This is a genomic window from Psychrobacter sp. bablab_jr014, assembly GCF_016464015.1.
Classification (GTDB): Bacteria; Pseudomonadota; Gammaproteobacteria; order Pseudomonadales; family Moraxellaceae; genus Psychrobacter.
Window position 1 is genome coordinate 35,198 of record NZ_JACDXT010000048.1, and the last position, 15,690, is coordinate 50,887.

Below are 15,690 nucleotides of genomic sequence, written 5' to 3' on the forward strand. Positions count from 1 at the left end.
AATATTAAGTATTTCATCAGCCAATAGTTATTATTGACGCAAACTCAATCCACACCTGCGATGGGGCTTTCTTACTTATTGATTTAACGCGCCAATATTGGCTTAAAAACACACACAATCATAGCACTTTTAGTACGTGGTTTTCACGTGGTGTTTGCCAGTCTAATGTTGCAGATTCTTATCAGTACTATCTATATAGCATCACAAACACACCAATGCCACTGACGCTAATATTTATTCATTCTGCGCTTATTAATTATGATATACAAGGCTCGGCACAGGACTCCTCGCGATTGCAGACGTATTCTATACAAACACGTACTGTATACTTTTTAGGCGACAAAAAAAACACCGCCAACGAGGGGCGGTGTTTTAATGGACTCAAGACAGCGTGTGTCTAGCCTGCCATGTCAATAAGCATATTACGCAGATGACCGATCGCTTGCGTTGGATTCAAGCCTTTTGGACATACTGACACGCAGTTCATGATACCACGGCAGCGGAACAGACTGAACGGGTCGTCTAAACGTGCCAAACGCGCTTGTGTATCCGCATCACGGCTATCGGCCACAAAACGGTATGCATTTAGCAGCGCTGATGGACCTAGGAACTTATCAGGGTTCCACCAAAACGATGGGCAACTGGTTGAACAGCACGCGCACAAGATACACTCATACAGACCGTTTAGTTTTTCGCGGTCAGCAGGTGACTGTAAGCGCTCAGTTGGCGGCGCTGGCTGGTCATTGATTAAGTACGGATGTACTTTTTCATACTGCTCGTAGAACTGGTTCATATCAACCACCAAGTCACGTACGACAGGCAAGCCTGGTAGCGGACGGATGGTGATTTTTTCTGGCAAGGTATTCATGTTAATCAAACATGCCAAGCCATTTTTGCCATTGATGTTCATACCATCTGAACCACAGATGCCTTCACGGCATGAACGGCGGAAAGTGATGGTTTCATCTTGCTTTTTCAGACGTAATAGTACATCAAGTAGCATGCGATCAGACTCTAACAGTTCAATCGTATACGTTTGCATACGTGGGGCTGCGTCCACATCAGGATCGTAGCGATAAAGTTCGATGGTGCGAGTACCTCGGCTCATAATGCTAAACTCCACACATAGGTGACTTGCGGGCAGATAAGGAGGATACCATGCCCAGCGCTGTTGATATGCTGGGCGGGTAGCTATCGCTGGCAGTCACCTTTAATAGTAAAAAATAAAGGGTAAAACGATTAAGCGTTATTGGACGGAATCTAGGATTAGTAGACGCGAACTTTAGGCTCGATATAATCCACAGTCAGTGGGCTCTTGCGCACAGGTTTATAGATAATACGGTTACCTTCAGAGTACCACAGTGTATGCTTCATCCACTCGATATCGTTACGACCGTTTGGTGCAACCTTGTCATCGCTTGGACGGTCATAATCAAGTACGCTGTGCGCGCCGCGGCTTTCGTGACGATGCGCCGCTGAAATCATAGTCGCTTTTGCCACTTCGTATAAATTCGCCACTTCCAGCGCTTCGATACGCGCTGTGTTAAAGACTTGTGACTTATCCGCTAGATGGATGTTGTTTACTTTGTCTTCTAGCGCCAAGATTTTATCCACACCTTCATCCATCAAGGCTTGGGTACGGAATACACTGGCGTGTTTTTGCATGGTTGCACGAATCTCATCCGCAACTTCTTGCGCATTATAGCCTTCGGTTGATTGCTGCAACTTATTCAAGCGACCAACAGTAAAGTCCAATACGCGTGGGTCTAATGGCTTGTAGTCGTGGTCGGCTTGATGGTACTCATCAACAATGTGTTTGCCCGCAGCACGACCAAAGACCACCAAATCTAGCAATGAGTTGGTACCCAAACGGTTAGCACCATGGACACTCACACACGCACACTCACCAATGGCATACAGACCTTTTACGACGTTTCCGTGCGCGTATAGACCGTCTTCATCCGTACCTGCTTCTAGGTCTGGCTTAACCACTTGACCATGAATGTTGGTTGGGATACCGCCCATCATATAGTGAATGGTTGGAATCACTGGAATCGGCTCTTTAGTGATGTCAACGTTGGCGAAGTTTTTGCCGATCTCAAAGACTGATGGCAGACGCTTCATGATGGTCTCTACGCCTAAGTGAGTCATGTCCATCACGATGTATTCGCCATTGGGACCACAGCCGCGACCTTCTTTGATCTCTTGGTCCATTGAACGTGATACCAAATCACGTGGTGCCAAGTCTTTCACGGTCGGTGCATAGCGCTCCATAAAGGCTTCGCCATCTTTGTTACGCAAGATAGCACCTTCACCACGGCACCCTTCAGTCAACAGTACGCCAGCACCTGCAACGCCTGTTGGGTGGAATTGCCAAAACTCCATATCCTGTAGTGGAATGCCTGCACGTACTGCCATGCCAATACCATCACCCGTATTGATATACGCGTTGGTTGAGGCGGCAAAGATACGACCTGCGCCACCTGTTGCAAGGACTGTGATGGGTGACTGGAATACCGCGACTGTACCTGTCTCTTGCTCAATCGCTACCACGCCATTGATGTTGCCAGCGTCGTCTTTAATCAAGTCAAGCGCAATCCATTCGATAAAGAACTGGGTGCCTTGTTGTAGGTTTTTTTGATACAAGGTGTGTAGTAGTGCGTGACCTGTACGGTCAGCAGCAGCACACGCGCGTTGTACCGCTTTTTCGCCGTAGTTTGAGGTGTGACCGCCAAACGGACGCTGGTAGATGGTGCCATCTTCATTACGGTCAAATGGCATGCCCATGTGCTCAAGCTCATACACCACTTTTGGTGCTTCGCGGCACATGTACTCAATCGCGTCTTGGTCGCCGAGCCAGTCAGAACCTTTTACGGTGTCATAAAAGTGGAAATGCCAGTTGTCATTACTCATGTTACCAAGACTGGCACCAATACCGCCTTGAGCCGCAACGGTATGTGAACGGGTTGGGAATACCTTGGTAATCACCGCAACATTCATACCTGCTTCTGCAAGCTGCAATGAAGCACGCATACCCGAACCGCCACCACCAACGATGACCGCATCGTAGTTGAGGGTTTTGATATTACTAATGGTATTATCTTGTTTTGTCGCCATTACGGTTTCCTAATGCTTGTTAAGTAAATACAAGACTGCTTGCCATCCTCTATTGTACGCCGATTGCGCAATAAAAACAGCAACATTATCAAAGTCTTGCAACCACTTACTAAAATGTGCATAGCCAATATCTGTGTGCGCCTCTCAATTTGGGCGTGGATAAGGCTTTATGGTAGCTTGGCCATAGCAAGGGCTATTTGCTTTGCTATAGCACAGCACTAAATACAGATAAAACAGAGGCTTGTGAGCGATTATACGGCAGCAACGAAGCCGTTACCCCAAAAGATAATGATGCCCCAAAATAGAAAGACTAAAATGGCAATAATCATTAACGTTTGTAGTACCAAACGTAGTTTTGGCGCGCTCTCACCCAATTTTCCAGAAGTGATGTAGTCGGTAAATACCGTCCACATGCCCACCCAAGCGTGACCTGCGAGTGCCAATACCGCCACCAAACTAAATAGGCGCATCGGTAAACTGGTCATGAACGATGACCACTCGATAAACGTGACATTACCATGCGTCAAAAAGAAGCCCAGTAGGACCAAACTGTACACTGCCAAAACGACAGCACTGATGCGCTGGACAATCCAATCGCGTGAGCCTGAGCCCGTGAGACCGGTGGCGCTTTTGATTCCTGAGTTATTTTTAATCATTAGAACATCACCCATACAAATGACGCGACAATTAGAATCGCTGCAATAACAAAGCTGATCATCGCAGCAGCGCGACCAGATTTTAGCTCTTCAGTCTTGCCCATATCAGCAAGTAAATGCTTGATGCCCATCACAAAATGGTAAGCGATTGAGGCCACAAAAATCCATGCGATAAAACGTACAAGAACATTATCAAAGACTGTTGCAAAACTCTCAGGCGATGCCAAAGAATTCTGTAATAGCCACAGCATGACAGGAATCAATAAGAATAAAATAATGCCAGAGATGCGATGCAGAATAGAGGCGATCGCGATTGGCGAGCGGTTAACACTCACCACTTGGCTTAGAGGCAGATCAATAGGTCGGTTGCTTTTCACAGCGGGCATCCTTTTTGCAGTTATACTCTTATGACTCACAAGCACCACGGCAAATACTGCCATGCTCAAAGCATTATAAGAGACGGATAAGATAAGGAAGAGCTAGCTGACTTGTTAGTTTGCGCTAAATTTGGGGTATGAAAACGGCTGATAGGCAATCATCATCTGTTTTTTTGGATAGCACGGCATATCCATTACTGTCTGTAACTATACAGAATAAGAGCTTTGAAGATTTGACCTTATTAAGATCAACGTCAAAACCTTTCAGTAAATCATAAAGCAAAAAAAAGACAACACAGCGTCGTCAGAAACAGACGGTTGCCATGAGTGCCACTAGATAGGCTGCTACTACGTTTACATATTAACCGTCAATCAGCCAAAAATGCACCTATAAACGCAGCAAAATATCAGTCAATGCTTTTAATCAATCGGTTTGTCTGAACATACCGCAAATGTAGCGAAGCTAATATCAGTCAAATTGCCCTAATTATAAAATGACTGGCAAGCAATTACAAATTTATCCACTGAATAATGAATATCATGTAAATTTCAACAAATCTGTAAGTGTGAGCCATATAATGTGCCACACATTGCCAATGTATAGATAATTATAACCGCATTTGCTCAACCTTGCTGTTTATTTACCCTTTATTTTGGCAATTTATAACTAGCTAAGCGTATAAGGACAAAGGACAGTCCGTTTTGGTCTGCTGATTGAGTGATAAACCTTACTTTAACTATTTTTTTCCTAAATGGCCTAAGATACATATTTTGATACAAATGCTCATGCGTGTCAGTGCCCTATTTACAAGGGATTTGCCCGATTGGGCCCTAAAACTTTTTTCAACTCACGCAAGATAGCTGCTAAGATAGCCTCACTAAAGAGATGTCAAATTAATTCCATTCCTTTTTATATTTCAATGGAAAACGCCAATGAGCGTTGTATCTATCAAGTATTTAAACCGCTTACCTATTTGAACCAGCTACAATAAATGGAGAACAATTCATGGCTGATAAGAGTGCAAAACTGATTGCAGATGGCAAGGAATATGACCTACCAATTATGGAAGGCACACTAGGACGTCCTGTCCTTGACGCAAGTGCAATACAAGATGCTGGCTACTGGTCATATGACCCTGGTTTTAAAGTCACAGCGCCTGTTGAATCAAAAATTACTTACATTGATGGTAATAAAGGCGAGCTGTTGCACCGCGGCTACCCTATCGATCAGTTGGCTGAAAGTGCAGAGTATCTAGAAGTTTGCTACGCCCTATTGCATGGCGATTTGCCAAACCAAGAACAAAAAGACGATTTTTATAAAAAAGTTCGTAAGCATTCAGCTGTACATGACCAGCTGCGTAAATTTTTTGAAGGTTTCCGTCGTGACGCGCACCCTATGGCGATTATGGTCGGTGTGGTCGGTGCATTGTCTGCGTTTTATCATGAAGGCCTCGATGTCAGCGAAGAACAGCACCGTGAAATCACGGCGATTCGCTTAATTGCAAAAATGCCAACCCTTGCTGCAATGAGCTATAAGTACTCACAAGGCGAGCCGTTCATGTATCCGCGTAATGACTTTAACTACGCTGAAAACTTCCTGTACATGATGTTTGCGAGCCCTGGCGATGTCAACTACCAAGTAAATCCTGTCATCTCTAAAGCGATGGATCGTATCTTTACTCTGCACGCAGACCACGAGCAAAACGCCTCGACCTCAACCGTTCGTTTGGCAGGCTCTACAGGCGCGAACCCTTATGCCTGTATCGCTGCGGGTATCGCCGCGCTTTGGGGACCATCACATGGTGGTGCCAACGAAGCGGTACTAAAAATGCTCGATGAAATCGGTTCAGTTGAGAACGTGCCTGAATTCATGGAAAAAGTAAAACGCCGTGAAGTGAAGCTAATGGGCTTTGGTCACCGTGTTTACAAAAACTTTGACCCACGCGCCAAAGTCATGAAAGAGACGTGTGACGAAGTATTGGCAGATTTGGGTATCAATGATCCAAAACTTGAGCTGGCTATGAAGCTTGAGCAAATCGCCCTAGAAGATCCGTACTTCGTTGAGCGTAACCTGTATCCAAACGTAGACTTTTACTCAGGCATTATCCTAAAAGCTATTGGTATTCCAACCTCTATGTTTACGGTTATCTTCGCCCTAGCGCGTACCGCAGGCTGGATCAGCCACTGGTTAGAAATGCACAGCGCACCGTTCAAAATCGGTCGCCCACGCCAGCTATATACTGGTGAAACGCATCGTGATTTTGTCAACATCGAAGACCGTAAGTAAGTCTTTGCCGTTTTTGTCAAAACATATACCGTGCTTTATGTAAGCAGCTTGACCAAGGCTGGGTTGCTTACCCTCTATTGTCCACGCCAAACGGCTACCGTCGTACTGTCAAACGAGGTAAGGCAATGCAAAAAATCCCGCTATCTGCGGGATTTGTTGTGTCTATCCTGTTGACCCTAGCCTTTGGCATATCCTGCTTAAAAGCATCTTGATGAATGACACCGAGTTATCATTGCTGATAACTCTCTAACGTCTCTTCATACTTTTGAATTTGCTCATCATAGTCTTTCATGGTGCTGTTAAATTTATCCATTAACGCTTCAAATTCAGCTTGCTGGGCTGCTTTAACATTTTGCATATCAATCGCTTGCTGGGCTTCAATCTGCTGCCAAACCTGATGCTGTACCACAAGACGCGCTAAAGCAGGGCTTTTGAGCACCAGTCTGTCGGCAATTTCTGTATGCTCAAAGAGTCCCGGCACTAACGAGGCCACATTCAGCAGTGTGTTCATCTGCGTGGCGGTTAGTGATTGATTATCAGCGGTATATAAGGCGCGCATGGCGTCCTGATACTGGTCAATAATGTCTGTCTCATCAAGCTGCTCAGGCGCGCGCGGCTCTAGGGTGACCTTTTGTAATACCGCAAGATCACGCTCACCCGCTTCGACACTGGTATTGATATCTTCGCTGCTCGCTGCACTAGCGGCAGTATCCTGCGCGTCATTTGCCATACTGGTGTTGCTGTTAGCATTATCGCTATTTGCTGTTACTGGGTTGGTCTCAGAATCGGCAGGTGCTGTCACTTGTCCATTCGTCATATCCGTTGCCATGGTCGCATCAGCAGCTTGCAAGGATTCATATTCTGCTTGCAAACGGCGCTGTAGGGCTTGTTTTTGCATGACGTAACGCGGCTGAAAAGCTTCGATACGTGCCGCAGCCGAGTCACTTGGCGTCACAGGTGCAATACGTTTGACCGATTCATTTTGTGTGTCTGCTGCGCTCTGCGTGGGGGTGGTTTGTTCCTGACAGGCACTCAGCAACAAAGCGCCTGACAAGACAGCCGCTGTTAGAGCGCGTTTTTTACGCGTTTGTGTCATTAAAGTGGTCGGCGCAAGGGTTGAGGTCAGATGAGTGAACATCACAGCACAGCTCCTATCGGTCAATCGAAACAGTTGGTCAAAATTAGCGGATTAAAAACATGACAAATATAGGCATGAAACTAGCCCTTTTTATCGCTATAAAAGTATAACGAAGCGCTGTTACCTCATCGCGTCACGTCGGTAGCGATTCATACTTACACTGTAAATGTAGGCTTAACAGCAGCGCGACTCTTTATATTGTCATTTAAAAATGGAATACAAGTACGCAAAGCACTACAGTCTTCATTGCGCTGCGTTTTGATAAAAAAATCCTGCACCATTCGTGCCTGTTGCTCAATACCATAAGCCGTAAAGGGCTTATTGGGTAGTAAATCGTAGTCGTAGCGACGGCTACGCAGTGCGCCACGTATGACTTTGATGCCATGCTGAACCTGCCATACGTGCGTCAATTCGTGTATCAGCCAGCTTTGGGTTAACAATGGCTTTTTGCTAAAGTCGACTGTCCAGTCATCAGGGTGAAAATAGATATATCCTTTTGGACTGACGGCGTAGTTTTTGAGCACCCACCATGTGGTTTTTAAGCGAATGTCGTCCAGTGCCAAGCTGTCACCAAACACGCTACGCGCAAGTTCACGCTCGCCCACCGTTAATGGACGCGATAAGGGCGCGCGCCATGCTTGATAACGTGCTTTGGGCGTTAGTGCGTTAAAAAAGCGCTGAGTAAGGGATAACCGATGCGACAAAGCAAGTTTCCTTTAATAATGGAAGAAGATTTAAAGCACGCAGGTAGCACCTATATTGGTATGGGTCACTTTAGAAAAAAGAGCACCGTGCCAAACCGTTACGCAATGGACACAACCTATACATGTCGCAGATGCTTGTTATTGTCGTTACCGCCATTGTTATTTTTCTTGTTTTGACAACCCTTGTTTTACAGGTTCTTGTTATTATGGTCATATTTTGATTGATTATCGAGGATATTATGCCTGCTGCCATGCACTCTGACACCCCGCTTGCTCAGCGGATGCGCCCACGGCGATTAGATGAGGTTATCGGACAAACGCATTTGCTGGCAGAGGGTGCACCCTTACGGCGGTTGGTTGCGCATAGGCACTTGCCTTCGATTATCTTACATGGCGAAGCAGGCGTGGGCAAAACGACGATAGCCATGCTACTTGCTGATGCCGTGGGACGACCGTTTCACTTATTGTCTGCCCTCAATACAGGCGTGAAGCAGCTGCGCGAGGTGTTAGAGAGTAAAGATTCGCTAAGTTTGGCTGCGCCTGTGGTGTTTATTGACGAGATACACCGTTTTAATAAAGGCCAGCAAGATGCGCTGCTCGGCGCGGTGGAAGCTGGCGACATCACACTGATTGGCGCAACCACTGAAAATCCGTCATTTAGTATCAATAATGCCTTGCTCTCGCGCTGTCAAACGTATCGCTTAGAGTCACTTACACCCAAGGAAATTACCCAATTATTAAATCGGGCGACTCTAGAAGACACGGTTTTAAAAACGCTAGATATCGACTTGAGAGCCTGCCAGCTGATTGCGGATTTGGCACATGGCGATGCGCGTAAGGCACTAAACATCCTTGAGATTGCAGTACAGACCGCAGACCATAGTACAGGCGTCTTAATCATCGATGATGCGCTGGTCAGTACGGTCGCCCAAAGCGCGCTGGCTAGATACGATAAGGATGGCGAGCAGCATTACAACATCGTCTCGGCAATGATTAAATCAATTCGTGGCTCGGACGCTGATGCGGCGCTGTATTGGATGGCGCGGATGTTGGTGGCGGGTGAGCCTGCCGACTTTATTGCGCGCCGCTTGGTGATTGCCGCCAGTGAAGACATTGGTAATGCCAATCCCAATGCGCTGCTGCTCGCCGATGCGGCTCTCAGAAGCGTGCAGTCTATTGGTATGCCTGAGGCGCGTATTATTTTAGGGCAAGTGGTGGTGTATTTGGCTACCAGCGCCAAAAGCAACAGCACCTATAAAGCCATTAATGCCGCCATGGCGCTAGCGGAAAAAGATGCCTCCCCTGTGCCTATGCACCTGCGTAACGGCACCACCAAGCTGATGCGCCAGCAAGGTTACGGGCAAGGCTATATCTATCCGCACGACTACCCGCAGCATTACTATCCACAAAACTATTTGCCTGATAATTTACTGGGCACCCGTTTTTATGAATTTGCAGACAATCAGCGCGAGCAGCACAGCAAAAAATTTATGGCGTGGTTAAAAGATCAATACCATAACTCAAAAAAATCCTAAAACGGCGACGCTGATACGGCTGATTGATAGAATAAACCCCAAGGTAAACGGACAGTACAGCAAAAAGCCAAAAAAATCGTTAGAATAAGCCCATGCCTGTCAATCCTAACCCATCTGACCGCCCAGTGTGAGTAGCAAGCGCTGCAAAACATCAAGCGCTTATCAATAGCGGATGGACTGATGACAGATTACTGATAATGCCTCCAAAACGACTGAGATAATTATGACTTTAAATACCATTCCAGAGATTCTTGATGACATCCGCGCAGGCAAAATGGTCATCTTTATGGATGATGAAGACCGTGAAAATGAAGGCGACTTGATTATGGCCGCCACCCACGTGCGTCCTGATGATATCAACTTTATGATTACCCATGCGCGCGGCTTGGTGTGCTTGACCTTATCAGAAGCGCGTGCGCGCCAGCTAGAGCTGCCTTTGATGTCAGATCGTAACGAAGCCAAGTTCAGTACCAACTTTACGGTATCTATTGAAGCGGCTGAAGGCGTGACCACAGGTATCTCTGCTGCTGACCGTGCGCGTACTATTCAAGCGGCTGTATCTGCAAGCGCCAAAGCCAGCGATGTGGTACAGCCAGGCCATATATTCCCTATCGTTGCGCGTAATGGCGGCGTATTGCACCGCGCAGGTCACACCGAAGCGGGTTGTGATTTGGCACGTCTTGCAGGTCTTGAGCCTGCGTCAGTACTGGTTGAGATTATCAATGCCGATGGTACGATGGCACGCCGCCCTGATTTAGAAGTCTTTGCTAAAGAGCACAACCTCAAAATCGGCACCATCAGCGATTTAATCAACTACCGCATTGCCAATGAACAAACCATCGAAGAAGTCTCAGCAAAGCCTTTTGAGACGGAGTACGGTACCTTTACCCTACACCGCTTCCGTGAGTTTGGCGCGGATGAGACCCATTTGGCACTGGTCAAAGGCGATGTCACCGAAGGCGTCAGCACTGTACGTGTACACGGCTTTCACCCTTTGCGTGACCTGTTCGCTGCCAAAAACGATGCCACAGGCCGTAGCGGCTGGAGCGTACAATCGGCATTAAAAGAAATCAGCGAGTCGCCACGTGGCGCGTTGGTATGGATTGGTAGTAATGATCCTGTTGATTTGGGCGACGCGCTAGACAAAACTGCAGACAACCAATCGCTATCGACCATCACGCAGCAGCCGTACCGCAGCATTGGTGTGGGGGCTCAGATTTTGCGTCATTTGGGCATTCGCGACATGCGCCTGTTGTCATCGCCAATGAAATTTCACGCTTTGTCTGGCTTTGAGCTAAACGTGGTTGAGTCGGTTGCAGCGCCTGGTGAGGATGCGTAAACACATCATTAATGCGCCACACACCCTACTTTAAACAAAAAACCCATCGTATTAAATCGATGGGTTTTTTCTATGCTGCTAAGAGTCCAGTTACGCACCTTCTGGCGTATGTCCGACGCTGTTTTCTAGTGCGAGCAAAGCGCGGCGCTCACTATCCGACCAAGGCAGTTTTTGCGTGGCACTATTGTTTAAACGGACTACTACCGACTCTGCTGTCGCGACAATCGCCTCTTGCGCCACACTGTAATAACTGTAGGCGACCGTCATACTGGTCGTGCCCAAACGCTGACAGCGTACGCCTATCAGCAGCGTGTCTGGGTAGGTCACTGGACGCAGATACTGACAGCTCGACTGCGCCAAAACAGTCACCATATCCCCATCAAACATACCGAGCGCTTGTAAATAGGTGATACGTGCCGACTCAGCGTAACGGTAATACACCACATTGTTTAAATGATTAAAGGCATCCATCTCACCCCATTGCATCATTTGCTGATGGACAACAGGATACGCACTTAGGGCGTCAGGAGCGGGTTTCTCAAAAGTGGAAGCTTGCATGGTTATCCCTATTATTTATCGGTTCATCTTATTGGGCGATGGTAAAAATAATTGCCACAGTAACGCGCGTAGTCTTGTTAACGTTTAGGATCAGCCAATACTTGGCTGGTTAACAATGCCGTGGTGGTTGGCGCAGCAGCAATGAGTGTCTCCAAACTTTGTGACACATCAGCAAGACGCTTGGGCGCGGGCAATGCCGAGAGATTAGACAGGCGCTCTGTGCTGCTTTTTGCTGTACTTGCGCCCACATCGCTTTGGGCGGTTTGCCTTGGCATGTCTGTGCTATTAGCGTTTGTTGATACCAATAATGGACGTAATTGCGACTGCGCTTGGGATAAATAACTGACCAGCTGGTCTTTATTATGCATATTGCTCGATTGCATGGCCAAATTTAAGGTCATAATGATTTCAGAAATCGTCATGTCACGTGCCGTTATTGGCGCTGATAAGTTGTTTGCGTCAGTGCGACCTATTAACCGCCTTTGGGTGTGTAAGTAGTTTTGGATATTTTGAATGGCTAAATTTTGTAGCGCCCAAGGGCTGGACTGTGATGCTTTGGCTTGTAGGCGCTCAATATCTTTTACCAGACTTTGGCGCAGCACAATCGTCAATGCAGGCGCAATCTCATTGCTGCTTTGCGACAGCTGCCACTGCAGACCACGCAACAGCTCAATGGCAGCATCATAATCATTATCCAGCAGCAGCTTGTCCACGGTTTTTATTTGAATGCGTAATAATGCCAACTGATTTTGTGCTTGACTGCTCGGCGCAACGCTTGGCGCAGGGGCGCTGGCCTGACTGATAGCAAACAAGCGATCGTCCATATCGTTCAAGCGTCCAATCACTTGCTCGTTACTCTGTAAGCGATTATCCATTTGCCGTTCAAAGCGCTGCTGACTGACATACAGCCAAACGATAGACGCCAGCAATATCAATATAACCAGCCACTGCAAGCGCAGCAGCAAGCTGGTTGCTTGTCGTCGCTGTTGACCCGCAGATGGGTTATTTGAGGAAGGGTTAGACTGCATAGACATAGCGACTTACCATAGTATATTGTGTCAAACCGACACCGTTTGCCAAAAATTTAGCCCATTTAATCTTAAGCATTTAAATTAAAGACACGTCCTAACGGCCTGCTGACTGTAATGTCTGATAAATGTGCTGAGGTGTCAATTCATGTATCAGTACACAAGACAGCTGTTGCGCTTGTAACAAGGCTTGCAAGCGTACGCCCAGCACCAAGTAGCGAAAGTCATTCAACGGTTCACGTACCACTTGCGCCCAATGCGTAAACGCGGCGCCACTACTGATCAGCACCCACGGCTTGTACGTCATACCTGTTTCTTGAGCGCGACTGTTATGCGCGATGCACCAAGCGCGGTACTGTGCGAACGCTTCTGTAGGCAATGTGCGCGCATACCACGCAATGCTATCTACTTGTATACCGCGTGCTTGTAAGTCATCGCTCAACAGCCTTCTGCCACCATGACCACGCCATATCAGCACCCGCGCACCCGCTTGCAAGCCTGCCAGCTCAGGCATGGCAATGAGTCCCTCATTACTGCTTACCGCTGGCGTTATCAGCTTTGAGGCAGTTAATAAAGGGTCTTGTTTTAATACCATCAGTGTCCGCCCACCAACCGCGATTACGGTGCGTCTGTGCTGTGCTGGCGGTAATATCTTTAGCGCCGCCAAGCCATATTCTGCCGCTGTCGGACTAATCACCACCAAGGCATCATACGCGCCTGCCAACCACGCCTGCATATAGCCATGCTCATCACGACCAATCGTACAAGGGGTGAGTGCCAGCATGGGCAACGCCACGACTTCGATACCACGCGCCGTCAAATAGTCACTAAGCGCGCCTGCACGCTCATCAGGACGCGTATTAATGAATATAGGCGCAGCGTGTTTGATGTCATGAGTCGCCATGGGTTACCTGCCCATCCTTTCGCAAAAGTACAGTAAGAATACAGTACAGTGACAGCGTGCTTAATCGTGGCTCAGTGCGCTCAAAATCGCACCTGCGCCTTGGTTCAATAGCTGCTCCGCCACGTCAATACCCAGCTGGTTGGCCTGCGCTTCCATCGCGTCTTGCGTCCCACTTAACGTTACACGTGATTCTGCCTTGAGCAATACGCTACCATCCGCCTCGCCCACACGTCCACGCAGCCAAAGCTCGGTCGTTGGGGCAGCGCTGTCACTGTCAGCAGTTTTGGTCTCAAGTACCGAAAATGCTGCAATCGGTACTTGGCAGCCGCCTTCTAGATGGCGGTTTAGCGCCCGCTCTGCGATTAAACGTATACGTGCTTCATTATCATTGAGAGGTGCAAGCAAGTTTAAGACGTCATTATCGTCTTCGCGGCATTCAATCGCCAGCGCCCCTTGACCTACTGCAGGCAAGCAGACATCCACATCCAGCTCGCCACGAATACGCGCCTCTAAGCCAATGCGCTTGAGTCCACTGGTCGCAAGGATAATGGCATCGTACTCACCAGCGTCGAGCTTTGATAGACGGGTGCCCACATTGCCGCGTAGGGTTTTAATCTGTAAGTCAGGACGGTGCGCTTTGATTTGGCATTGACGACGTAGGCTGGAGGTGCCCAGTATTGCCCCTTCTGGCAGTGCTTCAAGATTCTCGTAGGTATTGGACACAAAGGCATCGGTTGGCGCTTCACGTTCACAGTACGCACCCAGCAGTAAGCCCTCGGGTAGATGCATCGGCACATCTTTTAACGAATGTACCGCAATATCGGCCTGTCCGTCATACATTGCTTGCTCAAGCTCTTTTACGAACAAGCCTTTACCGCCGATTTTTGCCAGCGGCGTATCTAAAATTTTGTCACCCTTAGTGACAATTTTGAGCAGCTTAATGGTCAGCGTCGGGTACAATGCCAACAGGCGGTCGCGGATATGCTCGGCTTGCCATAGTGCCAAAGGACTTTGGCGCGTGGCGATGGTTAATGTGGTTAGCGTAGGCTTTTTTTGGGTACTCATGACAGGCCTCAATAACAGTGCATAGTGAGCAACAGTAAAATAGATAAAGACAAAAAAATACCCCTATTTAAGCATAAATAAGGGGTAGATGATATGTAGAGATAACAAAGCAGAAATTACTGGAAGTACAAGCAAGCTACATGTTTTGTATTTTATCACGCAGTGCAGGCAAGTGGCGGCGGCTGACGGCCAGCGTTTCATCAATGCCTTTAAAGCGCACTTGATACTGTCCTGTATCCACGGTTTCTAAATAATCCAAATAGCTTAGATTGATAATCGCATTACGGTGTACACGGAACAGGCGCTCACCAAACTCTTGCTCCAGCTCTTTTAGCGTATCATCAATCAGTACAATGCCATCTTTGTGGCGTACTTTGACGTACTTTTGGTCGGCAGTGAAATAAAACACATCTTTTAAGCTAATCAGCTCCACTCCGCGATGGGTACGCGCTGCAATATGCTCACGTACAGGACGGGCGGTTGGGTCTTCAAGCTTACGAATTTCGTTCAATTGCGCCGCATTTAAGTTTTTTGCTGTACTAAGCGCTTCAATCAATTCATCTTTGTTGGCAGGCTTGAGCAAATACCCGATCGCATTGGCTTTAAAGGCAGCAATGGCGTAATGGTCATAGGCTGTCACAAAGATAACCGCTGGCGGGTGTTCGAGCGCGTTTAACGCTTGTGCGCAGCGCACCCCGTCCATTTCAGGCATTCTGATATCTAATAAAATCACATCGGGCTGCTTGGCCTTTACCACACTAATAGCCTCGGCACCTGTAGTCGCCTGCGCAACCACCTCGTGACCTGATTCTTGTACAATTCTGACCAAGCGCTCACGCGCAAGTGGCTCATCATCACAAACTACAATCCGCATGTAAATTCCTCTGTCCCAGCCTACCCAATATGCTTCGGCTCTTTTATCAATTAAATCTTGTGAATATTCTTATCTATACTTTACCAAATAAAAAGCCCTTGCATAGCT

At 47.5% G+C, this 15,690-nt stretch carries 14 protein-coding genes; 3 read left to right on the plus strand and 11 right to left on the minus strand.

All coding sequences use genetic code 11. From position 1 onward, the window contains the following. Positions 1-397: 397 nt before the first annotated feature. From JIE71_RS10495 to sdhC, 4 genes are all read right to left on the minus strand, one after another. Positions 398-1,108, minus strand: a complete 711-nt coding sequence (locus tag JIE71_RS10495) for a succinate dehydrogenase iron-sulfur subunit (protein ID WP_199508665.1) — start codon at positions 1,106-1,108, stop codon at positions 398-400. 158 nt (positions 1,109-1,266) lie between these two features. Next, positions 1,267-3,117: a succinate dehydrogenase flavoprotein subunit gene (gene sdhA / locus JIE71_RS10500; protein ID WP_199508666.1), complete on the minus strand. Its 1,851-nt coding sequence runs from the start codon at positions 3,115-3,117 to the stop codon at positions 1,267-1,269. Positions 3,118-3,368: 251 nt separating this feature from the next. Continuing rightward, positions 3,369-3,770, minus strand: a complete 402-nt coding sequence (gene sdhD, locus JIE71_RS10505; protein ID WP_323126934.1) for a succinate dehydrogenase, hydrophobic membrane anchor protein — start codon at positions 3,768-3,770, stop codon at positions 3,369-3,371. A 2-nt stretch (positions 3,771-3,772) separates the two neighbouring features. Next, a complete protein-coding gene (sdhC, locus tag JIE71_RS10510; protein ID WP_199508742.1) occupies positions 3,773-4,159 on the minus strand; it encodes a succinate dehydrogenase, cytochrome b556 subunit in 387 nt (128 codons plus the stop codon). Between the two features lie 997 nt (positions 4,160-5,156). Here sdhC and gltA point away from each other — a divergent pair. Next, entirely contained in the window at positions 5,157-6,437 is a 1,281-nt protein-coding gene (gene gltA, locus JIE71_RS10515; protein ID WP_199508668.1) for a citrate synthase, read from the plus strand. 229 nt (positions 6,438-6,666) lie between these two features. Here gltA and JIE71_RS10520 read toward each other — a convergent pair whose 3' ends face one another. Continuing rightward, on the minus strand, positions 6,667-7,578 hold the full coding sequence (locus tag JIE71_RS10520; protein WP_199508669.1) for a hypothetical protein: 912 nt from the start codon (positions 7,576-7,578) through the stop codon (positions 6,667-6,669). Positions 7,579-7,730: 152 nt separating this feature from the next. Beyond that, entirely contained in the window at positions 7,731-8,180 is a 450-nt protein-coding gene (locus tag JIE71_RS10525) for a type IV secretion protein Rhs (protein ID WP_416232031.1), read from the minus strand. Between the two features lie 338 nt (positions 8,181-8,518). Here JIE71_RS10525 and JIE71_RS10530 point away from each other — a divergent pair, with 338 nt between their 5' ends. Then, positions 8,519-9,814, plus strand: coding sequence for a replication-associated recombination protein A (locus JIE71_RS10530; RefSeq protein WP_199508671.1), 1,296 nt, complete (start codon positions 8,519-8,521; stop codon positions 9,812-9,814). 223 nt (positions 9,815-10,037) lie between these two features. After that, entirely contained in the window at positions 10,038-11,153 is a 1,116-nt protein-coding gene (ribB, locus tag JIE71_RS10535) for a 3,4-dihydroxy-2-butanone-4-phosphate synthase (RefSeq protein ID WP_199508672.1), read from the plus strand. 90 nt (positions 11,154-11,243) lie between these two features. Here the strand turns inward: ribB and JIE71_RS10540 are convergent, their stop codons facing one another. The 5 genes from JIE71_RS10540 to JIE71_RS10560 all read right to left on the minus strand — a co-directional run bounded on the left by JIE71_RS10540 (position 11,244) and on the right by JIE71_RS10560 (position 15,582). Further along, positions 11,244-11,711 (minus strand): acyl-CoA thioesterase, encoded by a 468-nt coding sequence (locus tag JIE71_RS10540; RefSeq protein ID WP_199508673.1) that lies wholly within the window; start codon positions 11,709-11,711, stop codon positions 11,244-11,246. Between the two features lie 77 nt (positions 11,712-11,788). Further along, positions 11,789-12,745 (minus strand): hypothetical protein, encoded by a 957-nt coding sequence (locus JIE71_RS10545; RefSeq protein ID WP_199508674.1) that lies wholly within the window; start codon positions 12,743-12,745, stop codon positions 11,789-11,791. 91 nt (positions 12,746-12,836) lie between these two features. Then, positions 12,837-13,643: a uroporphyrinogen-III synthase gene (locus JIE71_RS10550; protein ID WP_199508675.1), complete on the minus strand. Its 807-nt coding sequence runs from the start codon at positions 13,641-13,643 to the stop codon at positions 12,837-12,839. 60 nt (positions 13,644-13,703) lie between these two features. Continuing rightward, complete coding sequence (gene hemC, locus JIE71_RS10555; protein WP_199508676.1) at positions 13,704-14,708, minus strand: hydroxymethylbilane synthase; 1,005 nt, start codon at positions 14,706-14,708, stop codon at positions 13,704-13,706. 136 nt (positions 14,709-14,844) lie between these two features. Beyond that, entirely contained in the window at positions 14,845-15,582 is a 738-nt protein-coding gene (locus JIE71_RS10560; RefSeq protein WP_199508677.1) for a LytR/AlgR family response regulator transcription factor, read from the minus strand. Positions 15,583-15,690 lie beyond the last annotated feature (108 nt).

Coding starts and splice junctions, on each gene's coding strand:
- hemC (WP_199508676.1), bottom strand. CDS start 14,708: ATGAGTACCCAAAAAAAGCCTACGCTAACCACATTAACCATCGCCACG.
- sdhC (WP_199508742.1), bottom strand. CDS start 4,159: ATGCCCGCTGTGAAAAGCAACCGACCTATTGATCTGCCTCTAAGCCAA.
- JIE71_RS10540 (WP_199508673.1), bottom strand. CDS start 11,711: ATGCAAGCTTCCACTTTTGAGAAACCCGCTCCTGACGCCCTAAGTGCG.
- JIE71_RS10545 (WP_199508674.1), bottom strand. CDS start 12,745: ATGTCTATGCAGTCTAACCCTTCCTCAAATAACCCATCTGCGGGTCAA.
- JIE71_RS10560 (WP_199508677.1), bottom strand. CDS start 15,582: ATGCGGATTGTAGTTTGTGATGATGAGCCACTTGCGCGTGAGCGCTTG.
- JIE71_RS10550 (WP_199508675.1), bottom strand. CDS start 13,643: ATGGCGACTCATGACATCAAACACGCTGCGCCTATATTCATTAATACG.
- gltA (WP_199508668.1), top strand. CDS start 5,157: ATGGCTGATAAGAGTGCAAAACTGATTGCAGATGGCAAGGAATATGAC.
- ribB (WP_199508672.1), top strand. CDS start 10,038: ATGACTTTAAATACCATTCCAGAGATTCTTGATGACATCCGCGCAGGC.
- JIE71_RS10530 (WP_199508671.1), top strand. CDS start 8,519: ATGCCTGCTGCCATGCACTCTGACACCCCGCTTGCTCAGCGGATGCGC.
- sdhA (WP_199508666.1), bottom strand. CDS start 3,117: ATGGCGACAAAACAAGATAATACCATTAGTAATATCAAAACCCTCAAC.
- JIE71_RS10495 (WP_199508665.1), bottom strand. CDS start 1,108: ATGAGCCGAGGTACTCGCACCATCGAACTTTATCGCTACGATCCTGAT.